General features: G+C 71.3%; 16 protein-coding genes. 6 read left to right on the top strand and 10 right to left on the bottom strand.

What is annotated here, in order from left to right:
• Positions 1-32 precede the first annotated feature (32 nt).
• From ACFW22_RS15970 to ACFW22_RS15950, 5 genes are all read right to left on the bottom strand, one after another.
• Positions 33-6,440 (bottom strand): RHS repeat domain-containing protein, encoded by a 6,408-nt coding sequence (locus ACFW22_RS15970; protein WP_386403905.1) that lies wholly within the window; start codon positions 6,438-6,440, stop codon positions 33-35.
• Between the two features lie 128 nt (positions 6,441-6,568).
• Positions 6,569-10,252, bottom strand: a complete 3,684-nt coding sequence (locus ACFW22_RS15965; RefSeq protein WP_386403902.1) for a LamG domain-containing protein — start codon at positions 10,250-10,252, stop codon at positions 6,569-6,571.
• A gap of 175 nt (positions 10,253-10,427) precedes the next feature.
• Positions 10,428-11,405: an FG-GAP repeat domain-containing protein gene (locus ACFW22_RS15960; protein ID WP_386403899.1), complete on the bottom strand. Its 978-nt coding sequence runs from the start codon at positions 11,403-11,405 to the stop codon at positions 10,428-10,430.
• A 493-nt stretch (positions 11,406-11,898) separates the two neighbouring features.
• A complete protein-coding gene (locus tag ACFW22_RS15955; RefSeq protein ID WP_386403896.1) occupies positions 11,899-12,072 on the bottom strand; it encodes a hypothetical protein in 174 nt (57 codons plus the stop codon).
• 162 nt (positions 12,073-12,234) lie between these two features.
• A complete protein-coding gene (locus tag ACFW22_RS15950; protein ID WP_386403893.1) occupies positions 12,235-12,558 on the bottom strand; it encodes a hypothetical protein in 324 nt (107 codons plus the stop codon).
• Between the two features lie 182 nt (positions 12,559-12,740).
• On the opposite strand from ACFW22_RS15950, the gene ACFW22_RS15945 reads away from it, so the two are divergent.
• Entirely contained in the window at positions 12,741-13,736 is a 996-nt protein-coding gene (locus tag ACFW22_RS15945) for a LuxR C-terminal-related transcriptional regulator (protein ID WP_386403890.1), read from the top strand.
• A 113-nt stretch (positions 13,737-13,849) separates the two neighbouring features.
• On the opposite strand, the gene ACFW22_RS15940 is transcribed toward ACFW22_RS15945, so the two are convergent.
• Complete coding sequence (locus tag ACFW22_RS15940) at positions 13,850-15,421, bottom strand: FadD3 family acyl-CoA ligase (RefSeq protein ID WP_386404091.1); 1,572 nt, start codon at positions 15,419-15,421, stop codon at positions 13,850-13,852.
• Positions 15,422-15,512: 91 nt separating this feature from the next.
• Between ACFW22_RS15940 and ACFW22_RS15935 the strand changes: the two genes are divergently transcribed.
• Genes ACFW22_RS15935 through ACFW22_RS15925 form a run of 3 tightly spaced genes read left to right on the top strand, consistent with a single transcriptional unit; the run spans position 15,513 to position 17,855 of the window.
• Complete coding sequence (locus tag ACFW22_RS15935; RefSeq protein WP_386403887.1) at positions 15,513-16,655, top strand: lipid-transfer protein; 1,143 nt, start codon at positions 15,513-15,515, stop codon at positions 16,653-16,655.
• 7 nt (positions 16,656-16,662) lie between these two features.
• Positions 16,663-17,088 (top strand): Zn-ribbon domain-containing OB-fold protein, encoded by a 426-nt coding sequence (locus ACFW22_RS15930; RefSeq protein ID WP_386403884.1) that lies wholly within the window; start codon positions 16,663-16,665, stop codon positions 17,086-17,088.
• Positions 17,085-17,855 carry an enoyl-CoA hydratase/isomerase family protein gene (locus tag ACFW22_RS15925; protein WP_386403881.1) on the top strand — a complete coding sequence of 257 codons (771 nt, stop codon included), beginning with the start codon at positions 17,085-17,087 and terminating at the stop codon, positions 17,853-17,855. Before ACFW22_RS15930 ends, ACFW22_RS15925 begins: the two co-directional genes overlap by 4 nt.
• Here the strand turns inward: ACFW22_RS15925 and ACFW22_RS15920 are convergent.
• Positions 17,821-18,426, bottom strand: a complete 606-nt coding sequence (locus tag ACFW22_RS15920; protein WP_386403878.1) for a hypothetical protein — start codon at positions 18,424-18,426, stop codon at positions 17,821-17,823. The genes ACFW22_RS15925 and ACFW22_RS15920 overlap by 35 nt on opposite strands.
• A 124-nt stretch (positions 18,427-18,550) precedes the next feature.
• Between ACFW22_RS15920 and ACFW22_RS15915 the strand changes: the two genes are divergently transcribed.
• Entirely contained in the window at positions 18,551-19,168 is a 618-nt protein-coding gene (locus tag ACFW22_RS15915; RefSeq protein ID WP_386403875.1) for a hypothetical protein, read from the top strand.
• A 118-nt stretch (positions 19,169-19,286) separates the two neighbouring features.
• Here ACFW22_RS15915 and ACFW22_RS15910 read toward each other — a convergent pair whose 3' ends face one another.
• The 3 genes from ACFW22_RS15910 to ACFW22_RS15900 all read right to left on the bottom strand — a co-directional run bounded on the left by ACFW22_RS15910 (position 19,287) and on the right by ACFW22_RS15900 (position 23,254).
• Positions 19,287-19,463, bottom strand: a complete 177-nt coding sequence (locus ACFW22_RS15910) for a hypothetical protein (RefSeq protein WP_386403872.1) — start codon at positions 19,461-19,463, stop codon at positions 19,287-19,289.
• A gap of 454 nt (positions 19,464-19,917) precedes the next feature.
• Positions 19,918-22,320 carry a PQQ-binding-like beta-propeller repeat protein gene (locus ACFW22_RS15905; RefSeq protein WP_386403869.1) on the bottom strand — a complete coding sequence of 801 codons (2,403 nt, stop codon included), beginning with the start codon at positions 22,318-22,320 and terminating at the stop codon, positions 19,918-19,920.
• 142 nt (positions 22,321-22,462) lie between these two features.
• Complete coding sequence (locus ACFW22_RS15900; RefSeq protein WP_386403866.1) at positions 22,463-23,254, bottom strand: VOC family protein; 792 nt, start codon at positions 23,252-23,254, stop codon at positions 22,463-22,465.
• Between the two features lie 447 nt (positions 23,255-23,701).
• On the opposite strand from ACFW22_RS15900, the gene ACFW22_RS15895 reads away from it, so the two are divergent.
• Entirely contained in the window at positions 23,702-24,349 is a 648-nt protein-coding gene (locus ACFW22_RS15895; protein WP_384881495.1) for a TetR family transcriptional regulator, read from the top strand.
• Positions 24,350-24,392: the final 43 nt, after the last annotated feature.

Here is a 24,392-nt window from a genome sequence, read left to right as displayed (position 1 = left end):
ACAGGGGTCCGGGGCCGGCCACCCTGCGGCACTCAGCTACAGCCGAGGTCGAACGAGCATCCCCAGGTGTAGTTGATGCCCGTCTCCAAACCTGCCTCGCCGCCCACGCCGCCACCGGCCTGGAAAGCCCAGACGGGTTCCCCCTTGCTGTTGCGCACCCACGAGCCGTCCATGTTGAACGAACTCTCGTGGCTCACCACCGCTCCGCCAACGAAGTGACCGGAAGCTTCCTTGTCCCATCCCCAGCCCCTGAGCTGGTCGAGGGAGTCGGCGTTGCTGGTGAAGCCCGTGACGTCGGCGGAGACACCGCCGCCAAGTACGGAGACGGCGGGCGAAATGGTGACACCGAAGTCCCAGTCACCGTCGGCGTTCCTGCCCAGGAGGAAACACAGCTCCCCCGAGGCCATGAGGCCGAGGCCTGCGGAGACGCTACCGCAGGCGCCCACCGTGTTCGTCTCCGTCGTACCGATGCCGATGACCTCGAGGGTCTTTTCGAACCAGCCCTTCTCCGGCTCCGGCTCCGGCTCCGGTCCCGGGTCGGACGGGGTCTGCTGCAGCCAGCCGACCGGTGCGGGAGTCGACGGCACGGTGATGTTGCGGCGGCCGGGGATGCCACCGCTCGTGTGCTGGCCGGTCGGCTTCCCCTTGCTGTTGACCAACGAAGGACGACTGCCGCAGCGGCAGGCACGGGGCGGGCCCTCACCGCTCGACGGCTTCTTGGTCTCGGTGACGGGAATGCCGCCTCGGCAGGTGATGCCGTACTTGCTCGGGTTGTTGCACTCCGGCACCTTTTCTCCGGTCGGGTCGGAGAAGCTGGTGGGGTTGTTGTTCGCGTAGCCGTAGCCGTTGAACGACTGCGGTTGGTCGAGGCTGAGGAGCGGGTCGACGCTGATGAACTGGCCGATCCCAGGATCGTATGCGCGGGCTCCGATGTGGGTGAGGCCGGTGGTCTTGTCGTTGGTTTTGCCGAGGAAGCCCTTGTCGTCGGGCCAGGCGGTGCCGGTGGGGGTGCCGCGTTCGGTGCCGAAGGGGCTCGTGTGGCGCTTGCTGAACACCTGGGTGGCGTCCGCGGAGATGGCCAGGCTCTGGGTGCCGTGGTGGTCACCGGCGAGGTAGGTGAGCTTGTTGGCGCCGGTCTCGTTGGAACGGACGGCGACGGTGAGGCTGCCGGCGGCGTAGTGGCGCTGGGCCCAGGTGGTGCCGTTGGCCCTGAGGTGGAGCTCGGTGGCTCCGGTGTACAGGATCCGTTCGCCGCCCTGGGTGGCGCGGATCAGGAGGGTGCCGTCGGCGTCGTACAGGTAGTCGGTGTTCTTGCCGGACTCGGTGAGCTTGGTGAGCTTGCCCTCTGCGGACCAGGTGAGGTCCTGGGTGCCGGTGCTGCCGGGGCGCTTGGTGGTGTTGCCGGCGGTGTCGTAGGCGTAGCTGCGCGCCGGGGTGGTGCAGTTGGCGGTGGTGCTGGTGCCGCTGAGGGTGTGGGGCTGGTTGCCCTGGTAGCAGTAGGTGGTCGTGGTGTCGCCGCTGGCCTTGTGGACCTTCTCGGTGGCTCGCTGGCCGGCCTGGGTGTAGGTGTAGCTGGTCCAGTACGGGGCCGGGCCGGACAGGCTCGTGGCGCTGCGCGGGTCGGCGCAGTTGCGGGAGGTGGGGGTCCAGGCTTCGGTGAGGCGGCGGTGGCCGTCGTAGGCGAAGCACTGGGTCTCGGCCGACGAGCTGCCGCCGAGGGTGGTCGGGTCGGCGATCGAGGTGACGTTGCCGACCTGGTCGAAGGTGTAGTTGAGGTCCTGCAGCATGTACGGGTGGGTCTGGTCCGTGACGTGGCTGCGGGTCAGGCGTCCGGTGCCCTCCTCGAAGGTGTTCGTGACGTAGTTCTTCTTGTGTTCCTCGGTGTTGGCGGTGCCCATGGTCAGCTGCTGGGGCTGGCCGAGGGCGGAGTAGTCGGCGCCCAGGAGGTAGCCGGTGGTGCCGCCGATCGAGGTGAGGTTGCCCAGGGTGTCGTAGCCGTAGCTGATGACCTCGGACGGCAGGCCGCCCAGGGCCGGCTCCTTGCTGTTCTGCAGGGTGCCGTCGATGTTGTAGTAGTTCGAGTACGCCAGCGTGGACGGTGCGCCCGCCTGGACGAGCGGGTCGTTGGCGGGGAGTTGCAGGGTGCTCGCGACGGGCCGGTTGAGGCTGTCGTAGGAGGTGACGCTCTTGGTGTACGCCTGCCCGGTCTTGCCGCCGACGTAGCGGGTGGAGGAGGTGGCCAGGCCCTTGAGCAGGGTGTCGTAGGTGTGGGCGGTGAGCTGGTTGGCGTCGCTCTTGGTGCCGGACCAGGTGCCCACCGGTCGGCCGAGCTCGTCGTAGTCGGTCAGGACGGACTGGCCGCGGGAGTCGGTGGACTTGACGGCCCGGTCGAGCGCGTCGTAGACGGTGGTCGACTTGCCCTTGTCCGGGTCGTCCGCGCTGGTCTGACGGCCGAGCAGGTCGTAGCCGTAGGTCCACCGGGCGCCGCCGGGGCCGGTGATCGAGGTCTGCTGGTCGTCCAGTCCGTAGGTGAACTTCGTGGACGTGTACGAGGCGCCGAGACCGCCGCCGAAGCCGCTGTCCGCGGGGTCGGTGCCCGCGTACTCGCGGGTCTCGACCGTCCGGCCGCGGGCGTCGGTGATGGTCCGGGTCGCCGCGCCTCCCTGGAGGGCGGTGGTGGCGGTGGAGTCACCGGTGTAGCTGGTGGAGGTGGACCACTTCTTGGTGCCGTACACGTACAGCGTGCTGGTGGTCACCCGCCCGGCGCCGTCGAAGACGGTTTCGGTCTGGTTGGGGGCTTCTCCGTACTCGGCACGGTTGTAGGTGCCGTTCGGGGTCGTGGTGTTGTCGAAGATGTTGGCGTAGGACTCGTAGGCCAGGCCGCGGGAGTCGTAGCGGGTGTCGGTCAGCAGCCTGCCGCCCTGGGGGGTCGGCGACTGGGTCTGCAGCGGGCGCAGCAGGGAGTCGACGATCGCGTAGCTGGTGTTGTAGGTGGTGCCGTCCTTCTTCAGGGTCGCGGTCGACACCCAGGACTGCTTGGTGTTGCTGAGGTAGTAGGCGAACGTGCTGCTGGGGCCGTCACCGGCGGCCTTGCTCCGGTTGGGCAGCCACACGTCGGTGAGCCGGCCCAGCGCGTCGTAGACGAGCTCGGTCTTCTTCGTGTTCGCGTCGTAGAGGCGCCCGGGCTGCCCGCGCCGCGGGTCGAGGAAGCTGACCGACTTGTGGCCCTTGGGGTCGGTGGTGATGGTCTTGGTCAGCGGGCCGGCCGTTGCCGGGGTGTAGGCCGTGCTGGTGGTCTTGCCGTCGGCGTTGGTCGTGCTGAGCGGGCGGCCCAGCGCGTCGTAGGTGGTGGTGGCCGTCTTCTGCCAGGTCACCGCCCCTGCCGTGCCGTAGCCCTGCGCGCGGCCGGTCCAGGTCGCCAGGCCCTTGGTCGGCTTCATCGTCTCCGACCAGGTGGTGGCGCCGTCGTAGGCGGTCGCGGTGTCGGAGAGGACGTCGCCGCGGCTGCCGGTGTCGGCGGGCAGGTCGAGGTCGGCGTCGGCGACGGTGCACTTCTGGCCCACGGTGCGGCTGCGGGAGACCAGGTCGGTCAGCCCTGCGGCGTCGTTGCGGGCGTACCAGGTGCGGGTGCAGGTCTCGTCACCGGCGGTGGAGTAGTCGCCGGAGTCGTACTCGGTGACCGGCATGCCGTAGTCGTCGAAGCCGGTCTGGACGGCCCGGCGGCGCCAGGTGTCCGAGGCGGTCAGGTGGGTGTAGGTGGTGGTCAGATAGGTGCGGACGAAGCGGGCCACGTGGTCGGCGGAATCCGGCACGCCGGTCTGGCGCGCGGTCTCCTTGGACCACGGCTTGTACGCGGTGACCGAGATCGGCTGGTCGCCGTCGTAGGTGACCTGCTGCCGGAGCTGGCCGGAGTACTGGTCGCTGTCGGTGAGCGTGGAGAGGCCGAGCGAGGGCTGGGCCAGCGGGGCGACCTTCACCGACTTGGTGGTGCCGTCCTTCTTCTGGTCGCCGTCCATGCCCTGCAGGTAGAGGGAGACGGTCTTGGAACGGGTGGTCTGCAGGGCGCCGCTGTGCACCGTCACCTGACGGTAGCCGCGCCAGTCGGACCAGGTGCGCTCGTCCTTCGGGGTGAAGGGGGAGTCGCTGTGGTGCCAGGCCGCGCCGGAGTAGTCGTAGGCGTGCTCGACGGCCTCGTTCTGCCCGGCGGGGTCGGAGACGGTGACGGCCAGGACGCGGTACTTGTGGAACCAGTCCACCGACGCGTCCGACGAGCCGTTGATGTTCCAGTACTGCGGGTAGCAGCTGCGGGTGTTGGTGTCCTCGGCCGCGCCCAACACCTGGCTGCGCACGCACTCGGGCGAGGACAGGGTGACCGTGGTGATCGCCCCGGTCTCGGAGGTGACGGTCGAGATGCGCGGGCGGGTCAGCGGCAGGATGTCGTCGGTCGCGTCCACCCGGTTGGGCCGCATCTGGTACGTGAACGAGATCGGGTTCAGGCCGATGGCGGTGGTGCCCGCCTTGCCGGTCCGCTTGAGCGACTGCAGGGTCAGGACCTGGTCACTGGTGTCGCCGATGTCGCCGCCGTCCAGGTACTGCTGGGTGAGCGCCCAGGAGTCCACCGCGTCGTAGGCGCTGCTCGCGGCGTTCCAGGAGAAGGTGTTCACCGCGGTGAGCCGCTTGCGGGAGAAGAACGACGGCGAGGACGCCAGGCACTCGTCGTCCCCGCTGGCGCAGATCGCGTCGAAGGGGACGTCCGGCCAGTTGTCGGAGGTCTCCTTCGTCAGCGACGCGCAGTCCGACGCGGTGCAGCGCTCGGCGTACCCGAACGTCACCTTGGCGTCGGCGTCGTCGGTGAACAGCGCGCCCTTGCGCAGACCGTAGGTGATCTCCTTCAGGTAACCGCCGCGGACGTAGGAGGCGTTCGCCGTGGTGGCCTTGTTCTTCTTGTAGTGGTTCGTTTCCTTGGCGTACCAGTAGGTGGTCGCGTTGCCGTGGACGTCCTCGACGTAGTCGAGGTTCCAGCGCCAGGCCTGCGTCAGCGACCGGTCCGCGAAGGTGCTGCCCTTGGAGTAGCCGGGCTCACCGGAGTCGTCGCCGAAGACCGGCACGGTCCAGGTGGAGTTGGTGCGCTGGGTGGTGGCGCCGTCGAGCTTGTCCAGGCCGAAGACGTACTTCGTGCCGTCTCCGGTGGTGACGGTCCAGTACTCGCCGTCGTCGTCGCCGTTGGCGGCGCCGGTGGAGCGGACCACCTTGGAGGCGTCGTCGTTCGCCAGGCGCCAGGTGCCGGTGGCGGTGTCCTTCACCAGGCGCGAGGACCTGCCGTTGAGGACCAGGCTGGCGTTGTCGTACTTCCAGCACAGGTCGAAGACGTCCGTGTGGCCGTCGTCGTCACAGGAGCCGTAGCTGCGCTCGATGTACGAATCGGTCAGCGCGAAGCCCTCACCGACCGAGGTGCCCTGGTTGTTCGTCGTCGCCGTGCGGCCGTCGACGCTGCCCGAGTCGTACGACAGCGCCAGCGACGGCGCCGGGCCGGCCGCCGCGGGCGGCATCGCGAAACCGTACGACCACGTGAACGACCCCGAGCTGGCGCCCGCCTCCCAGGAGGAGGACTCCGCCAGCTCGGTCGCCGAGTAGTCACCCGTGCCCGACGGTGACTGGCCCCCGCCGCCCCCGGCCGCCGTGACCGCCAGCACCATCGCGCCGGAGGCTGCGGAAACCAACTGCGTCGAGACGCCGTCCGTGCTCTCGGGCAGCGAGACCTGGGCCGAAACGGACTGCTCGCGCACGTCGTTGGCCGACTTGAGCGGGGTCTGCTTGCGGCAGTCCGCCTTCTCGGGGGTCGTCAGCGCACAGGCGGGCAACTGCACCAGCTGCAGGCGCTGCGCCCAGCCGCCGCCCACCTTCGAGGCGAAACCGGAGTAGTCGACGGTGATGCCGGCCGCGCCCGCGGCGTCGGCTTCCGCGGTCAACAGGACACCGGTGACACCGGCCTTCTCGGCCGTCTTCTGGTCCAGGACCGTGATCCGGGCCGTATCAGCCGCCGCCCCGGTCCCCTTCCCCGCCTTCGGCTCGACGGTCACCGGGACACCGCCCGGTTTGGCCTTGCCCGCCTTGCCGCCGGTGAGCGCGACGGTCGCCTCGCCCCGACCGGGCCAAGCACTCCGCTGCTCCGCCAGGGCCCGCCGGGCCTGCTCGGCATTGGCCTTCTGGTCCTGCGCGACCTTCGCCCGGGCCTTCTTCGCCCCCGGCGAATCGACCGCCTTGACCTTGCTCACCCGCTGCTCGGGCAGCTTCGAGCGTCCCAGGCCCCCCTTGCCGTCCGCGGCCTGCGCCACCGGCGCCAGACCCACCGGAAGCACCAGGGCCAGAGCCAGCGAGTGCACGAGGAGCCGTTTGCGCCCTCGTCTCTCACCGCCGATGCTTTTTTTTGTAGTGCCCATGCCAAAGCTCACCTGCTCCGTCCCTGCTTGCCGAAAATAGATAAGTCAGACATTCATCGCTGCGGCTTCCTACGGCCGCAGTGCGGGCAGCAGCGACACCTCCGCTGCTGCCCGCACGCTCACACCGCTCAGTCCTGCACGGTGGTGTCGATCTGCTTGGAGCTGGCCATCGCCCCGGCCCACATCCGCACGTCGGCGATCGTGGCGGGCAGCTGGTGCTTCCAGGCACCCGAGGTGAAGCCCTTGCCGAGGGCGAAGTCACCCGAACCGAGCTCGGCCGTGAACATCTTGGCGCCGCCGTTCTGGTTGTGGCCGAGGTAGAGGCTGATCGTGCCCGACTGCGCGTCGTGGATGCCGGTCAGCCGAACCAGCCCGTCCAGCGAGGCCGTCTCATCGGACACGACCGAGGAGAACGTGCCGTCGGCGTTCAGCCGCCCGAAGTGCCACGTGCCGACCGGCACGGTGCCGATGACCTCGAAGGTCTCCTCGTCGAGGACATCATCCTTGCCGGTGACCTCGTACCAGAAGCCCCATGCCGAGCCGTCCGCCGTGCGCTGCCCCAGGACCTGGCCGGTGTAGCCCACCGCCTTGGTGGCGAGCGCGTCGCCCTTCAGGGCCACCAGCGTGGTGACGGTGAAGGAGCCCGTGTCGTCCACCAGGGGACCCGGAGCCGTGGCGGCGTCGTCCACACCGTCGAAGACGATCGCTTGGTTCACCACCGCCGCGCCGCCGGAGAGGGTCAGCGTCCTGCCGTAGCCGGAGGTGGTGTCGGGGATCGTGGTCCCGGAAGCGCCCTCGGCAGACCAGTGCGCCACCAGCTCGACGCCCGCGTAGCCCTCCGAGGTCAGGGCCCGGGCCTCGTCGGCGACCTCGCCGTCGGTCAGCATGCGCTGCCAGGCGGTCACCTCGTCGATCGACCCCTTGAAGTATGCGGTGCGGGCGCCCGCCCAGAGGTTGCGACCCATGGTGAACGGACCGGTGGCCGACCAGGAACCGGTCACCACCTTCGTGCCCTGCAGCTTTCCGTTGACGTAGAAGCGGACTTCCTTCGTGTCGGGGTCGTAGCTGCCCGCCAGATGCGTCCACACTCCCGCGGCCGGGGCGTCCTGGCTGGTCACGCCGATGTGCATCGCACCGTTGTCCGCGTCCTTCTCCTTGACGCCGAACACCCAGCGGTCCCACTCCTTCTCGTACCAGATGAGGAACGGGCTGTACTTCGTGCCGTCCTGGGCGACGACGGCACCGTCCTGCCCCTTGTCGTCGAGCCGCGCCCACGCCGAGACGGTGTACGCCAGCCCGGTGTTCAGGACGGGCGTGCTGGTCGCGGCGTACGCTCCCGTGCCGTTCAGCGACAGCCCCCGGTCGTTCACGGCAACCGGCAGCAGTGCTCCCTGGTCGTCGTGCGTGACCAGGCCGCGTCGTCCGCGGTCGTCACGCACGGCGCCACCGGCCAGGGTCGCGTCCTGACGTGCCCCGCCGCCGCCGAGCGCGGTGTCGATCGCCGGGCCGCTGTCCTTGTCGAAGTGCCAGAGCCCCACTGGTGCCTCGCCCTTGTCCACCTTGAAGTCGAGCGTGCTCTGCGCGCTCCACCGGCCGAGACTGTCCTTGGCGCGGACGTAAATCCTGTAGATGGCTGACTTCGGAGGCGTGTAGCCGGCCGTGAAGAGGCAGGGTGTGCCCGGCTGGCACACGTCGGTCCAGGCACCCGGCTGGGCGTCCGAATCGGCGATCCGGTACTGGAAGTCCGTGACGTTGTCGTCACCGGCAGCCGGCGCGAGGAGGAAGAAGGCCTTGACCCCCGGCCCGCCGGCCCCCTTGCAGTCGTTGGACAGGCACTCGGCGTACGGGCCGCGGATGAGGATCTGCGGCGCCTTGGGGGCCGAGGAATCGACCTTGAAGTAGCAAAAGCCCGACGTACCGCTGGACAGGTGGCTCGCCCCGCCGTTGTAGAAGGAGTGCGTCCACGCCTGGTACCGGTACAGCTTCCCTTCGGTGAGCGCGGACCACTTCAGCGTGGCGACCTGCCCGTCCAGGTTGTAGCCGGTCGAAGGCGCCACCGAGCCTTTTCCATCCGGAGTGTCGGTCCACGTCCCGTCGGCGTTCTTGTGGTCCAGGTCGAAGTAGATCCGCAGCTGCGCGCCCTGCTCACCACCGGCCTTCGTCTGAGGGACCGCGTTGAGCGTCGGAGTCGGGTCGGACACCACCGCCGGGTCGGCCTCCGAGGTGTTGCACACCGTGCCCGAACCCGTCACCAGTCCTACACCGGTGGGCTTGTCGGGAAGCCCGACGAAGTCCACGGCGAGAACGGCGTCGTTGCGAAACCGCTTCCAGGCCGAGGCGTCCGTCTCGTCGTGCGCCCTCAGCTCCAGGGTGAGCCGGGAGATGCTGCCCGCCGCGAAACTCCTGACGGTCGGGGTGAGGTTCTCGTTGGGCTCCTCGGGATTGTCGTTGAACTCGATCGGCGCGTCCGGAGAGTCGGGATCACAAAGGGACCCCCGACCGGCCGAGACGTACCGGTCGACCATCCAGTCGAGTTCCTTGGGCCGCGAGGCCCACGTGGTGGAGGAGGAGATGTTGTTCGTCCGCACCAGGTCCACCCAACGCGGCTCGCACTGGAACGCCCAGGGCTCCGTCACGCGGAACGTCGCGTCCAACACGTGCTTGCCCTTGAGGCTGGCCGGCGAGAACTGGAAGTACAGCCGCTGCACGTAGCCGGGACCGCAGTAGTAGCCGTTCCACGTACCGCACTTGCCGACGCCCTCGCCCAGGTTCTTGTCACCGTTCCCCCAGGCGTAGGACTCGTAACCGTCCGAGCGCAGCAGCGTCCGCTCCGACTCCCCCCAGGTCACCGTGGGGTCGATGTAGAGGGGGAAGTCCTTCGCCTCCGTGCCGCGGAGCATGCCCGCGTCCGGCACGACGGACAGTGCGTCGGAGGTGACCTTCACGTCCATCGTCGCCACCGTGTCACCGCTCGACGGCTCACCGCTCAACGGCTCCTCGGCAGCGCCACCGGAGACGGGCTCCGACGACGCCGGCGCCGATCCGGCTCCGGAGACGGCCGCGGCACGGCCCGCCGGGGCCTTCGCGGCCTTTGCGACGTCGAGGGCACCCGCCGAATCCCACATCTGGGCCCGGGGGGCGCGGAAGACGGGGTTGCCGTCCGCGTCCACGGCGGCGAGGTTGCCGGCCTTCTTCTTGACGACCTTCAGCCCATCGGCCTTCAGCGCGTAGTCGATCCGCTGGAGCTTCGGATTGGCCGCGGCCTCGGGGGTCTTCACGACGAGGAGGTGGCGGAAGCCCTCGGTCGAGGCGATCACCCGGAGGTCGACGCCCTTCATGACCTCCTTGTAGACCGCGTTCGTGCCGTCCAGCTCCGGCTCCGGAAGCTTCCCGGGCCACCCCAGGGCGAGGGAACGACCGCTCTCCTCGATCCTCACCAGCGGTTCGTTCGCCCCTCCGCCGGAGAACTCCATCTCCACGGCCGACGCCTTGGGCGCGATCGTTCCATCGGCCCTCCGCTCCAACGTCGCGTCGGGAGCCCGCCACCCACCACCGGGCGTGGCGACGCGGACGGGCACCGCGGACTCCTCCAACGTGAAGCTGTAGCCGTCGGGGTTCGCGTAGACCGTCGTGCGCTCAGACCGCTCGCCGGTCACCTCGACCCGAACACCCGCCTCCTCAGCAGCCGCCAGCGCCCGCTGCGCCTCCGTCGGCTTCGTCTTGTCGGTCATGGCCGCCGCCGGTGCGACCGAGGCCGCCGACGCGCTGGTTCCCAGTGCCGGCACGGCCGACAGGACCATGGCAGCCGCCATGCCCGCGAGCAGCCAGGGTCTCCCCCCGCCACCCGTGCCACCGGCAGACCGTCTCCGCTTGCTCATCCCCACCCCAAAACAATGTCGATCACGTCATGTCGCGTGTGCGAGGGCGTGCCGCCCGTCCGTGTCCCGCGGGGGAAGACCCGCGGGCGGGGCGGCGCCGCCGCGGAGGTCACCAGCCGTCGGTGCCGATCTGCTTGCGCACATCCAGCCCCTCCGCCTCGCCGGGGTAGAGGAACAGCTTGCCGCTGGCCGCCTCGACGCCCACCAGGTCGTCGTCCCCGCTTCCGACGAAGACCCCGCCGGCCAGGTCGCGCATGCCGTTCCAGCCACCGCTGCCGATCTCCACGCGCGTGCTGCCGCTCGCGATCGATCCAGCACCATTCCCCGGGTACAGCCAGAGCTTGGACGTCGAGGTCTCCGCCGCGACGATGTCGCTCCTGCCGTCGTCCCCGAGGTCCATGGCGACCAGATCGTGCATGCCGTTCCAGCCGCTGCTGCCGATCTCCACGCGGCCACTGCCACTCGCGATCCCCCCGGCGCCGTTCCCCGGGTACAGCCAGAGCTTCCCGGTGGAGGTCTCAACCCCGACCACATCCGCCTTGCCGTCCCCGGTGAACTCACCACTCACCAGGTCGTGCATGCCGTTCCAGCCACCGGTGCCGATCTCGGTCCGAACGCCGAGGCCGGTGCCCACGCTCGGGTAGAGCCAGAGCTTCCCGGTGGACTGCTCCACCGCGACGAGGTCGACCTTGGTGTCGCCGTTGAAGTCGCCACCCGCCAGGTCGTGCATGCCGTTCCAGCCACCGGTGCCGATCTCGGCCCGGCCGGCGTCCACGTACATCCACAGCTTGCTGGTGGACCGCTCGACGGCCACCACGTCATCGACCCGGTCGCCGTCCACATCGGCCACCACGACCTCGCCCATGCCCGTGGTCGCCGCACTCACCGCCACCGCCACGGCGTCGAGGGTCCCGACACCGGACACCGGTCCTGCTCCGGACGCCACGGTGGCAGGCGCCCCCGCGTACGCGGCCATCGCCGCACCCCCGGCGAAGAGGGTCGCCAGCAGGACCCTCAGGCCCGTGCGGCCGTATCTGTGCCTTCGGAACGCCGCACTCCGCGTGCGACGAAAAGTGGTCTTGGACATTCGGCACCTTCTGTAGGGAACGGAGGAGTTCACGGAGATCCGCGCGGCGCCCGGGCAGCGCGAAGCGGGTCGGGCGGGGCGAGGAGGAGCCCTCTGGACGCGGTCGCCACCTTGACCGCGGCCATTCCGGCCTGCCGGTCGGTCGCCCGGGGGGGGCGGCGTGCTCCTGAAGCTCCGTGACGCCGACGCGCAGGCCGTCCGTCGAGCGCGACCCGACGGCGGAGCGTCGTGACCGCGTTCCCGGGCAGCGGCGCACCGCTTGTGGCGGCAAGGGGAAGTCCAGGTCCGCCGCCTGCGTCAGCGGTGCGGTCCGGCCGGGTACCGGACCGGATCGAGGTGCTCCGGGCGGTGCGGCCGACCGGCCGTCGACCTCAGCGGTGAGTCGCGCGGCGTCAGAGACGGTCGACGGGATGCGGATCCCTGGTGGTGGTCGCGGCAGGCCCTCTCGCGCATCCTGCGGGAGCGGGATGCCGCCGCGTGGGGGCGCGTGTCGTTACTGCCAGGTCATGTTGTTGGTTCCCGTGGTCGGGGTGGCGTCCGCATCCGTTGCCTCGGCTGCGACCGGGCCGGCCTCGGCCGGAGCAGCGGTGGCGGTGGTGGCGGCGAAGACGGCACCGAGGGCGACGACGGAGACCGCGACGGTCTCGGCGATACGAGTGCGCAGCATGACGGGTCCTTGTCCCTGAGTGAGCGGTACGTCTCCGGATCGCATCCCGCGGTGATGCCACATCCGGTGTGCCGACCGGGTTCCCGGCGGCGAGTTCCAGCTTTCCCCCGGCTCAGGCCCGGGAGAAGGGCTTTCCTGTGGACGGAATCGGTCATGGACTGATCAGTCCACGTTGGCCGGATCGCCGTAGACGAGGGCGTCGTAGACGGGAGCGAGGAGCGGCACGTGCCCCTCGACGACCCTCCACCCCGCCAGTTCGGGCCTGCGGTCCAGCATGCGCCGACAGGCGGTCAACGCCGCTTCCTCGGCCTCTTCCAGGCGGCCGGCCAGCAGAAAGACGCCCAGAACGGGGTGGCCGCATGCGGCGGTGTGGACGGCGACGTGCTCGACGCCGCCGGGCACGGCCGCGTCGGCCACCCAGGATCCGATCTCCTCGGGAACGGAAGCGCCCGCAGGTCGCCGCATGTGGACGTGAACCAGATACATGCTGCCCAGGCTTCCAGGACCGGAACACGGTGTGTGCTGTTCATTCAGGACGGTTCGGGACAAGGACGAAACCGGCCAGAGCAGCCTGCTCTCCCACTCGCCTGGTCGCCCGACACGTGCACCTGGCATGATCGGTCGACCAAGATTTCCTTGTCGAAAACGTTCCGGGGGGGATGTGAGAGATGCTTATCGAGCTTGGCCTGAACAGCACGGCGGAGGCCGTCTACCGAATCATGCTGGCCCACCCTCAGCATGGTGTAGGCGCCATCGCAGAGGACCTGGACCTCACGGAGGAGCAGGTCCGCCACGCCCTGGCCAGGCTCAGCGAGCTGACGCTCGTCCGGCCGTCGTACGAATCCCGGGACCAGCTGCGGGCCGTGCCGCCGGCCCTGGGCATGGAAGTCCTCATGGCACGCCAGCAAGCCGAGCTCGCGGCACACCAGCAGCGCCTGGAAGCCTCGCGCGAGGCGGCGGCCCGGCTCATCGCCGACTACGCGACCCTCACGCCCACGGTCAGTGGACCCGGCGTCGAACAGCTCATCGGCCTCGACCGGATCCGCGACCGTCTCGCCACCCTGACCCGGGACGTACGGGAGGAGCTGCTGGGTCTGAACACCGACGGCGCCCAGACCGTCGACGCCATGGAAGCGTCCCGCCCCTTGGACCGGGAACTCCTCGATCGCGGCGTCCGCATGCGTACCGTCTACCTGGACAGCGTGCGCAACGACGAACCGACGCTCGCCTACGCGGACTGGCTGACCACGCGCGGCGCTCAGGTGCGCACGGCGCCGATGCTGCCGACCCGGATGATCGTGGTCGACCGCAAGACCGCGGTCATCCCGCTCACCAGCAAGGACACCGGGGCCGGAGCCATGGTCCTGACGAGCGACGGCCTCGTCACCGCGCTCTGCGCGCTCTTCGAGACCATCTGGGCCACGGCCCAGCCGCTCGGCAGCGGATCCGCAACCGACGAGCACGGGCTCACCCTCCAACAGAACGCGACGCTCCAGCTCCTCGCCGCAGGCCACACGGACGACGCCATCGCCAAACGCCTGGGAGTCTCGTCCCGCACGGCCCGACGCATCGCCACCGACCTCATGGAGCGGCTCGGCGCCCGCAGCCGCTTCGAGGCGGGCGCCCGCGCGGCCGAGCAGGGCTGGCTCGCGCGTACGGCCTGAGCCCTCCTTCCGGACCCGCCGTCCGTCGGGTGAGCCCGCTCCGCCCTGACGGACGTCCTCGGTGCGGTGGCCGGAGTACGGGGAAACGGACCACCGGCGAGGCACCCTCCTCCTCACCCGCGCGGGGCGGGTGGTCCGCCCCTCTCCCTCAGCTCCGCCTTGACCACCTTCCCGCTGGCGTTGCGCGGCAGCTCCGCGACGAACTCCACCCGCCTCGGCACCTTGTAGTTCGCCATCTCCCTCCTCGACCAGGCGATCAGGTCGTCCGCCGTGACCCCCGCCCCCGCCCGACGCACCACGAATGCGCAGCCGACCTCGCCGAGGCGCGGGTCGGGGACGCCGATGACGGCGACGTCCGCGACGTCGGGGTGGAGGCCGAGGAGCTGCTCGATCTCGGCCGGGTAGGCGTTGAAGCCGCCGACGATGAACATGTCCTTGAGCCGGTCGGTGATCCGCAGGTTGCCCGCCCCGTCGAGCACTCCGATGTCGCCGGTGTGGAGCCAGCCGTCGGCGTCGATCGCCTCCGCCGTCGCCTCCTCGTCCTCGAAGTAGCCGCTCATCACGTGGTGGCCGCGGACGAGGACCTCGCCGGTGTCGGAGAGGCGGAGTTCGGTGCCGGGGACGGGACGGCCGGAGGTGGTGGCGACGGTCTCGTCGGGGTCGTCGCGCCGGCACATGGTGACGATCCCGCTCGCCTCGGAGAGGCCGTACGCGGTGAGGACCGTGCTCACGCCGAGTTCGGTGCGCAGGCGTTCGACGAGGCGCAGCGGGACCACGGCCGCGCCCGTGACGACGAGGCGCAGGGTGGACAGGTCGTGGGCGGCGCGGGCCGGGTGGTCCAGGAGGGACTGGTGGAGGGTGGGCGGGCCGGGGAGGACGGTGATGCGTTCGGCGGCGATGTTGGCGAGGGCGGTGTCCGCGGTGAAGACGGGTTGCGGGACGATCACCGCGCCCCGCATCAGACAGGCGAGGACGCCGGCCTTGTAGCCGAAGGTGTGGAAGAAGGGGTTGACCACCAGGTAGCGGTCGTCCTCGCGCAGGCCGGCGAGCTCCGACCAGATCGCATAGCAGCGCAGGGACTGGGCGTGGCTGATGACGGCGCCCTTGGGGCGGCCGGTGGTGCCCGAGGTGTAGATGATGTCGGAGGGGTCAGAGGGGGCGATCCCGTCGGCCCGGGCCCGGACGCGGTCGCCCGGGATGCCGTCGCCCGCCGCGAGGAAGGCCTTCCAGGTCGTCCAGGCCGGGTCGTCGGGCGCGGTGTCCCCGAGGACCACGGTCTTCTCCAGGTCGGGCAGCGGGACTCCGGAGCGGCGCAGGGAGCCGACGTACGAGGTGCCGAGGAAGGTGCCGGTGACGAAGAGCAGCCTGGCCCGGGAGCGCCGGAGGACGGAGGCGGCCTCGGTGCCCTTGAAGCGGGTGTTCAGGGGGACGAGAACGGCGCCGGCGGTGACCGCGCCGAGGGCGGAGACGATCCAGTCCAGGGTGTTGGGGGCCCAGATCCCGACCCGGTCGCCGGGGCGCACCCCGGCGGCGAGACAGGCGGCGGCGGCCCGTTCGACGCGCCCGCCGAGTTCGGCGTAGGTGACGCGGACGCGTCCGTCGACGACGGCCTCCCGCGGTCCGTGCCGCTCGGCCGCCGTCCGTACGAGCCCGGGGATCGTGCCCCACTCCAGGTCGCCGCGCAGGTCCATACCCAACCTTCCCTGTAGCTGACTATCCGTCAGATTAGTTGTAGCCTGACGCGCTGTCAGTAGTGCTGCCCCATGAGGAGGTTCGGTGCTCAAGGACGCCACGGCCATCGTCGGGATAGGACAGACCGCCTTCGCGAAACGACTTCCCGAGACCGAGAAGGCCCTCGCCTGCCGGGCGGTCCTCGCCGCCCTCGACGACGCCGGGATCGCCCCCTCCGAGGTCGACGCCTTCGCCTCGTACACCATGGAGGAGACCGACGAGGTCGAGGTGGCCAAGGCCATCGGCGCCGGCGACGTCACCTTCTTCTCCAAGGTCGGGTACGGCGGCGGCGGCTCCTGCGCCACCGTCGGCCACCTCGCCGCCGCCGTCGCCACCGGACAGGCGGGCGTCGGCGTCGCCTGGCGGTCGCGGAAGCGCGGCTCCGGCCCCCGCCCCTGGAAGAACACGACCGCCCAACTGCCCACCCCCGGGCAGTGGACCCGGCCCTTCGGGCTGCTCCGCCCCGCCGACGAGATCGGCATGCTCGCCCGCCGCTACATGCACGAGTACGGCGCCACCCGCGACCACCTCTTCAACGTCGCCCTGGCCTGCCGCAACCGCGCCAACCAGAACCCCGCCGCGATCATGTACGAACGGCCGCTCACCCGCGAGATGTACATGACCTCCCGGTGGATCAGCGAACCCCTCTGCCTCTTCGACAACTGCCTGGAGACCGACGGCGCGCTCGCCTGCGTGATCGTCTCCGCCGAGCGCGCCCGCGACTGCCGGCAGAAACCCGTCTACGTGCACGCCGCCGCCCAGGGGCTGCCGGCCCAGCACCACGGCATGGTCAACTACTGGAACGACGACCCGCTCTCCGGCCCCGCCTGGACCGCCGCGCGCCACCTGTGGAAGCAGGCCGACTTCGGCCCCGCCGACGTGGACGTCGCCCAGATCTACGACGCCTTCACCGCCCTCGTCCCGCTCTCCCTGGAGGGCTACGGCTTCTGCGGGCGCGGCGAGGGGGCCGCCTTCACCGAGGGCGGGGCCCTGGAGATCGGCGGCCGGCTGCCCCTCAACACCGGCGGCGGCGGACTCTCCGAGGCCTACGTGCACGGCTTCAACCTGATCAACGAGGGCGTGAAGCAGCTCCGCGGCAGCTCCACCGCCCAGGTCCCCGACGCAGCCACCTGCCTGGTCACGGCGGGCGAGGGCGTCCCCACGTCGGCCATCCTGCTGAGGAGTTGAACCCGTCATGCTGACACCGGTCATCGACGAGGACGGCGCCCCCTTCTGGGAGTACGCGGCCCGGGGCGAACTGCGCGTCCAGGCCTGCGCCGCCTGCGGCGAGCTCCGCTTCCCGCCCCGCCCCTGCTGCCCGCACTGCGGGTCCTTCGACGACGAGTGGCGGCTCCTGTCGGGACGCGGCCGGATCTGGTCGTACGTCCTCCCCCACCCGCCGCTCCTGCCCGACTACGCCGCCCAGGCGCCCTACAACGCGGTGCTCGTCGAACTCGTCGAAGCCCCCCGCATCCGCCTCGTCGGGAACGTCGTCACCGCCCCGGACGCCCCGCTGAACTCCCTCGACCCGACCCGCCTCCGCATCGGCGCCCCGGTGCGGGTGGCCTTCACCGAGGTCGACGGCGTCGTGGTGCCCCGCTGGCTGCTGGAGCGCGGATGAGCATCCGGGTGGAGCGCGACGGGGAGTCCGGGGTCGCGGTCGTCGTCCTCGACCGGGCCGAGCGGCACAATGCGCTCACCCCGGAGATGGCACGGGAACTCGCCGCCGTCTGGCGGGGTTTCCGGTACGAGGACGAGGTGCGGGCGATCGTGGTCACCGGGGCCGGCGGGCGGGCCTTCTGCACCGGGATCGACCGCTCCGCGGAAGTGCCGCAGCCCTCCTCCCCGTACGCGATCGACGACCCCCTCCTCACCCTCGGCCCCAAGTCGAACGACCTGTGGAAACCGGTGGTCGCCGCCGTCGAGGGCATGGCCTGCGGCGGCGCCTTCTACCTGCTGGGCGAGGTGGAGTTCCTGATCGCGGGCGAGGGCGCCTCCTTCTTCGACCCGCACACCACCTACGGAATGGTCAGCGCCTTCGAAACCGTCCACATGGCGCAGCGGATGCCCCACGGTGAGGTCGCCCGGATGGCGCTGATGGGCGGCGCGGAACGGATCTCGGCCCGCCGTGCCCACGAGACGGGACTCGTCTCCGAACTGACGCCCACCGGAGGGGCGTTGGCGGCGGCCCGGGAGGCCGCCGCCGTGATCGCCGCCCACCCGACGGAAGCCGTCCAGGGGACCGTACGGGCCCTGTGGTCCACCAAGGAGGCCGTGCGCGCCCAGGCCCTCGCACACGCCCCGCACCTGGTCGCCCTCGGGAACCTGCCGGCGGACCGGCAGGACGCCCTGTTCACCAGGCGGACGAAGGACTACCGGACGCGGTAGGGGTGGGGGACGCGGTAGGAACGGGGGTCGCGGTGGCGTCCTGCTCGCGGACGTCACCCACCCGGCAGCGCCGGACGGTCGAGACGCTCTTGGGGTTCCCCATGGCGACCTGGAAGGTCTTGACGTCGTACGCGTCGACGGTGACGCGGGCACGCGACGAATCGACCACCGCACCCGTGGCACCCTCGAAGTACAGGGTCACTTCGTACGTCCCCGGGAGCGCGTCGTGCGAGGTGATCCTGAGCGTCGCCGTGGTGTCCGCCTTGCGGGCGGGCTTGCCCGCGCCCTTCTTCCGCTCCGGCTCCACGCACTCGACGACCACCACCTCGACCTTCGCCGTGGGGGAGGGCTCGGCGGTGGCCGTGGCCGTGGGGGCCTGGCCGACGGTGCCCGTGCCTCCGTAGCCGTTGTTGCCCTTCTTGTCGTTGGAGCAGCCGCCGCCCTTGCTGCTCCGGCTCTTGCCGCTCTTGCTGGTACCGCTGCCGTGGCCGCCCTTGCCGGTGTGGAAACCGGTCAGTGCGAGGACCACCACCGCGAGCGTCGCCGCGAGCTTCAGACGCGTCCTTACCATTGCCGCCCCCGTTTCGTCTGTCGTGTTCGCGCCACCCTAGTGCCGGGGCCGTGCCGCGTGGCGGGCCCCCTTCAGCCGGCGTAGCGTCGGGAACGAGAGCCGGACTCGCGAGGAGGCCGCATCGATGATCCGCAACGTCGCCGGCTCCGTCCTGGCTCTCGCCGGAGCGACGGCCGCCGTCTGGAGCCCCTTCCGTGCCTGGTACGACGGCCGTCACGGGCGCGACTACGCCCTCGACGAGCTCTTCACCGGCATCACGGACGCCAGGGCCGACGCCCTGGCCTCGGTGCTGCTCCCCTTCGTCCTCGCCGCCCTCGTCACCGCCGTCGGGGTGGTGCTCCGCTCCCGCCTGCTCGTCGCCCTCGCCGGACTCGTCGTCCTCGGCTTCACCGTCCTGTGGATGGTGCGGGTCGGCCAGGCGGAGGACGGCCTCACGATCGGCGGCGACGGAGCGGGCCTCGGCGACGGGGTCTCGATGGCCTTCGGCGGCGGAGTCCTGATGCTCGTCGGCGCCTTCGTCATGTCGGGCCGGAGCCGTGCCCACCGGGTGGACCGGCCTCCCCGTCACGCCCGTCCGCCCGGGGTCGGCCCGCCGCCGGACGGCCCACCGCCGGCACGACCCCCCGGACCGGACCGGACCGGGTCGGACCAGACCCCGGCGGAACCGGGGCCCCCGGCCGCCCCGGGGTCGGACCAGACCCTCACGGACGTCCCCCGACCGCCCCGGGAACCCGGCGGATAGCCCGCCCCCGACCACCGGGCCGGAAGGCCTCGGCCGCAGCACGACGACAGGTCGCGGACCGCCCGGGACCGGCGGGCCGCCGCGCCCCGGAAGCACCGGGCTCCGCGCAGGGACGCGGTCAGCGGCCGATGTCGTGGCTCCGCGTGACCGGGGTGGACCGGGCCCGGGACAACAACGCGGCGGCCGTGCGGGCCTGCTCGAAGGCCTCGACCGGGTCTCCGCCCTTCCGCCAGGGCTGGGCTCCGCACCAGCGTCCGATCAGGCGGAACTGCTCCAGGGCGGGGCCGTACATCATCGACCGGAGCATGTGGTGGGCCAGCAAGTGGCGCAGGACCGGCAACCGCTCGTCACCGGGCTCGACCCGGTCGAACGAGGCGGCGACCTCCTTCAGCAGGCGCTTGGACCCGAGCGTGACGGGCAGCGCGGAAGAGCCGGAACGCTCGACGAGTTCGTTTCACTCTCCGCAACGCCTTTGGCCCAGCAAAAGGCGAGGTCAGAGCAGGGACGGCGAGCCGCGCCTCCTCGATCGCCGTGGCACCGGCGCCCGTGCACGGGCCCCTTCCGGGAACACCCGTCGGGCCCGCCCTGTGCGGGGAGCGGCGGGGAACGACGATCCTCCGCGGGGTCGACCGCCGTGCCCCCGGGGCGGAGGGGCATCCGATCGCCGGACGCGCCCGGATGCCCCGAAGACCCACCGGGCGCGGTGCCGGACCTCCCGGGACGGGCGCCCCGACACCGCCCCTCGGCCCCTAGCCCCTCGGCGCTGCGGCCCCCCGGCCCGTCGCCGTGCCCTTCATCGCATCGAGCGCGTACACGCAGCGGTCCTTGCTGCACGCGTACACGACCCCGCCCTTCACCACCGGCGAGCCGGTGATCTCGCCGCCGGTCGCGAGCTTCCAGCGGAGCTGTCCGCCGGTCGCGTCCAGGGTGTAGAGGACGTGGTCGGCGGAGCCGAAGTGCACCCGGCCGTCGGCCACCACCGGGGAACCGACCAGCTCGCCGCCGGCCGCGAACCGCCACCGGGGGGTGCCGGTGACCGCGTCGAGCGTGTAGAGCGCGCTGCCGCTGCCGACGTGGACGTTTCCGTCCGCGACGAGCACCGGCTCGGTGGACTGGCGCTGCTCGGTCGCGATCCGCCAGCGGTCCTGGCCGGTGGCGGCGTCGAGCGCGTACACCGTGCCGAGGTGGTCCGTGAGGTAGACCCCGCCGCCGGTGACCGCCGGTCCCGGCGCGAACGCGGGCGGCGAGAGGAAGACGGCGGGCGCCTCGAAGTGCCAGCGGACGTGCCCGCCGGCGATGTCGATCGAGAGCACCCGGGTCCCGGCGGAGACGTACACGCAGCCGTCCTCGGCCGGGGCCACCCGGACCGGCACGTTGGCACAGGAGGCGGCGTCGCCGATCGGGTACGACCAGCGCTCCGCGCCCGAGCGGGCGTCCAGGGCCTGGAGCCGGGCGTTCCGCCACACGTACACGGTGTCGCCGTGCACGGCGGGCCCCGCCTCGGGGGTCTCGAAGTCGCTCTGGGCGCCGCTGACCTCCCACAGCTTGGCGCCGTTGGACGCCTCCCAGCCCTGCACCCCGCCACCGCGCGTGCCGGTCACGACCGTCCCCCGGTCGACCTGGAGGGAGTACACCCAGGCGTCCGTGTGCAGCCGCCAGTGCTCCCCGCCGTCGGTGGCGTCGAGGGCGTACAGCGTGGGTCCGTCGGAAGCGTGGATGCGCCCTCCGGAAACCGCCATCGACCAGGCCACGTCCCGGGTCTTGAACTGGCGCCGCCCGCTGCCCGTGTCCAGGGCGTGCACCTCGAAGGAGGTGACGTACAGCAGGTCGCCGTCGACCACGGGAGTGCCCCAGACGTCGTTCGACATCCGGAAGCGCCAGGGCCGCCAGTGGCCGGGCTCCGGCGACGGCTGGGGGGCCTGCTCGGCGCCCTGTGCGGGCACGGGCGCGGGCCGGGAGCCGTGGTGCGCCCCCGGGTCGACCCCGTGCGGGCCGCCGCCGGGCGGGCGGATCCAGCCGGTCGCCGGGCCCGCGTCGGCACCACGGCCGACGGCGATGGCCGCCCGGGTGTCGGCGACCCGGGGGCCGGGGCCGATCGGCACGGTCGCGCCGCCCAGCCGCACCGGGCCGCCCGCGCCCTCGGAGGGACCCGCGTGCCGGCCGCCGGCCGGTGCGTGCTCCGGGAAGCGCGGGTCGGGACGGGGACCGGGCGGGGCGGCGGGAGGACGCGGCGGGGCGACCGGGTTGGGCAGCTGCCGGCCGCCGCCCCGACGGCGCTCGATCATGGCGGTGGCGCTCTGCGGCAGCCAGGCGGAGGCCGTGCCGCTGTCGTCGCTGCCGGGACCGAAGAGGTGCGGGGCCAGCTGCGACTGGAGGTCGGCGGGCGAAGGCCGGCGGGCGACGTCCATCTGCATGCAGGACTCGATGAGGGGCCGCAGCTCCTCGGGCAGGCCTTCCAGGTCGGGACCCTCGCGGAGCAGCATGAAGACGGTCTCGACCGGATTGGCACCGTGGTACGGCGCGTGGCCGGTGGCGGCGAAGACCAGCATGGAGCCCAGCGAGAAGACGTCGCTGGCACCGGTGACGCTGCGCGAGTCGCGGGCCTGCTCGGGCGACATGTAGGCGGGGGTGCCGACGGCGACGTTGGTCATGGTCAGGCGCGTGTTGGAGACGCCCGACGCGATGCCGAAGTCGATCACCCGGGGGCCGTCCTCGACGACGAGGACGTTGGAGGGCTTGAGGTCGCGGTGGACCAGGCCCGCACCGTGGATGGACTGCAGCGCCTCGGCCACGCCGGCCGCGAGCCAGCGCACGGCCTGGGCCGGGAGCGGCCCGCACTCGTTCACTATTTCTTCGAGCGAGGGCGCCGGGACGTAGGCGGTGGCCAGCCAGGGCACCGCCGCCCGCGGGTCGGCGTCGACGACGGCGGCCGTGTAGAAGCCGGAGACCGCCCGGGCGGCCTCCACCTCCCGGGTGAAGCGGACCCGGAACAGCTGGTCCTCCGCGAGCTCCGTGCGCACGGTCTTGATCGCCACGCGTCGACCCGAGGCCGAGCGCGCGAGATAGACCAGGCCCATTCCGCCCGCGCCGAGCCGGCCCAGCACCTCGAAGGGCCCGATGCGTCTCGGGTCGTGCTGCGTCAGCTGTTCCACTTGCCTGCCACCTCCCCGTTCGGGCCATGAAGGTACGGCCCCGTGGCCCCTGATTCTTCCTGTCCGAGGGCCCGGTTGCGAACCCGGGGGCGGATCGGGGTGTCACACCTCATATGCACCGGGCGGTGCAGGGGCGGACGTCTCAGTCCGTACCGGCGGGTTTCGGATCCGCGAGGACGGCGAAACGGGCGCCCTGGTTGTCGTGGAGGACGGCGATCCGGCCGTGGGGGGTGTCGAAGGCGGGGGTGGCGATCCGGCCGCCGAGCCGGACGGTGGTCTCGCAGGCCTCGTCGCAGTCGGCGACGGCGAAGTAGACGAGGACGTGACCGGGCATCTCGGCCGGGAAGTCATCGGTGATGACGGCCCGTCCGCCGAAGGAGGAATCGTCGTCGGGACGGGAACCGGGCGGGGACCAGATCCGGTAGTCGAAGCCGGGCTCCATGCCCTCCTCGGCGGGGTCCGCCTGGCGGCCGAGATAGCCGAAGACGGTGGCGTAGAAGGTGTCGACGGCGTCCGGACGGCGGGTGTAGACCTCCATCCAGCAGAAGGCACCCGGCTCGTTGGTGGCCGCGAAGCCGTTGTCGTCCCCCTCCTGGCGGAGGCCGAAGACGGCGCCGCCGGGGTCGGCGGCGAGGGCATAGACCCCGAACGGGCCGACGGGGTAGGGATCCATGACCATCTGCCCGCCGGCGGCCCCGATCCGGGCGGCGAGGGCGCCGGCGTCGTCGGTGGCGAGGTAGAGGGTCCAGGTGGTGGGCATGCGCCCGTCCCGCTTGGGGACCAGGCCGGCGACCCGGCGGCCGTCGAGGAGGGCCTCGTCGCGGTCGGGGTCGAAGGTCCAGCCGAAGAGCTCGCCGTAGAAGCGCTTGCCCGCTTCCAGGTCGGGGAGCTGCGCTTCCACCCAACAGGGGGTGCCCTCGGTGCGTGCGGCCATGTCCACACGCTAGGGCGGCGGAGGCGACCCCGCACGCTTCGGCATGCGCACAATGGGACGATTTATCGGGGTGGAACCCTTGCGGCGCCTGCGTTGTCCACCGAAGTTGTCCACAGGCTGTTCATAAGCCTATTCGGGTGGGGACGAGCGGCGGGCGGGGCGACGGAAACGAGCGGCGGACGGAAGAGCGGGAGCGGATCCGGGCGGGACGGCATCGCCCGAACCGGTACGGGGCCGGGCGTCCGGCCCCGTACCGGCGGGAATCGGGGGGGGCGCCCCCCTGCAACGGCCCCGAACGACCCCGAACGACCCCGAAGTGGCTCGAACCCGCCCCTGTGCTCCCTGGGCCGCACCCGCACCGACCTCGCAGAACGGTCGCGCACCGGGGTGCACCCCATTTGCAGTCGGCCGAATCGCGCGCTGATCCCCCCTCGGTAAGCTGACGGCATGACAGGACAAGTACGCACCGTCGACGGCCGCGTGGCCGGACGACGCGGTCAGGCGACGCGGCAGAAGCTGCTCGACTGCCTCGGTGAGATGCTCAGCTCCTCGCCCTACCGGGACGTCAAGGTCATCGACGTGGCCCGGAAGGCGGGCACTTCGCCCGCGACGTTCTACCAGTACTTCCCGGACGTCGAGGGAGCGGTCCTTGAGATCGCGGAGGAAATGGCGAAGGAGGGCGCCGCGTTGACCGATCTGGTCTCCGGCCGCTCCTGGGTCGGCAAGGCCGGCTGGCAGACCTCCGAGGAACTCGTCGAAGGCTTCCTGGACTTCTGGCGGAAGCACGATGCGATCCTGCGGGTCGTGGACCTGGGCGCCGCCGAAGGCGACAAGCGGTTCTACAAGATCCGCATGAAGATCCTGAACTCGGTCACCAACTCCCTCACGGACGCGGTGAAGGAGCTCCAGGCCAAGGGCAAGGTCGACAAGGACGTCAGCCCCGCGGCGATGGCGGGTGCCCTGGTGGCGATGCTGGCCTCGGTCGCCGGCCACCAGAAGGGCTTCCAGACCTGGGGCGTGAAGCAGGCCGAACTCAAGCCGAACCTCGCCCTGTTGGTACACCTCGGCATCACCGGCAGGAAGCCGACCAGATAGCTCCTTCCGGAGGTCCGGAGCCCTCCACCCGTCCTGTCGTCGA

The sequence above is a fragment of the Streptomyces sp. NPDC058872 genome (genome assembly GCF_042743065.1).
GTDB lineage: Bacteria > Actinomycetota > Actinomycetes > Streptomycetales > Streptomycetaceae > Streptomyces.
This window is presented reverse-complemented; position numbering and strand designations above follow the sequence as displayed.

What these genes read in the sequence shown, in the direction of transcription:
- ACFW22_RS15970 (WP_386403905.1), bottom strand. Translation starts at nt 6,440, where the DNA reads ATGGGCACTACAAAAAAAAGCATCGGCGGTGAGAGACGAGGGCGCAAA.
- ACFW22_RS15965 (WP_386403902.1), bottom strand. Translation starts at nt 10,252, where the DNA reads ATGGCGGCTGCCATGGTCCTGTCGGCCGTGCCGGCACTGGGAACCAGC.
- ACFW22_RS15960 (WP_386403899.1), bottom strand. Translation starts at nt 11,405, where the DNA reads ATGTCCAAGACCACTTTTCGTCGCACGCGGAGTGCGGCGTTCCGAAGG.
- ACFW22_RS15955 (WP_386403896.1), bottom strand. Translation starts at nt 12,072, where the DNA reads ATGCTGCGCACTCGTATCGCCGAGACCGTCGCGGTCTCCGTCGTCGCC.
- ACFW22_RS15950 (WP_386403893.1), bottom strand. Translation starts at nt 12,558, where the DNA reads ATGTATCTGGTTCACGTCCACATGCGGCGACCTGCGGGCGCTTCCGTT.
- ACFW22_RS15945 (WP_386403890.1), top strand. Translation starts at nt 12,741, where the DNA reads ATGCTTATCGAGCTTGGCCTGAACAGCACGGCGGAGGCCGTCTACCGA.
- ACFW22_RS15930 (WP_386403884.1), top strand. Translation starts at nt 16,663, where the DNA reads ATGCTGACACCGGTCATCGACGAGGACGGCGCCCCCTTCTGGGAGTAC.
- ACFW22_RS15925 (WP_386403881.1), top strand. Translation starts at nt 17,085, where the DNA reads ATGAGCATCCGGGTGGAGCGCGACGGGGAGTCCGGGGTCGCGGTCGTC.
- ACFW22_RS15920 (WP_386403878.1), bottom strand. Translation starts at nt 18,426, where the DNA reads ATGGTAAGGACGCGTCTGAAGCTCGCGGCGACGCTCGCGGTGGTGGTC.
- ACFW22_RS15915 (WP_386403875.1), top strand. Translation starts at nt 18,551, where the DNA reads ATGATCCGCAACGTCGCCGGCTCCGTCCTGGCTCTCGCCGGAGCGACG.
- ACFW22_RS15910 (WP_386403872.1), bottom strand. Translation starts at nt 19,463, where the DNA reads ATGATGTACGGCCCCGCCCTGGAGCAGTTCCGCCTGATCGGACGCTGG.
- ACFW22_RS15900 (WP_386403866.1), bottom strand. Translation starts at nt 23,254, where the DNA reads ATGGCCGCACGCACCGAGGGCACCCCCTGTTGGGTGGAAGCGCAGCTC.
- ACFW22_RS15895 (WP_384881495.1), top strand. Translation starts at nt 23,702, where the DNA reads ATGACAGGACAAGTACGCACCGTCGACGGCCGCGTGGCCGGACGACGC.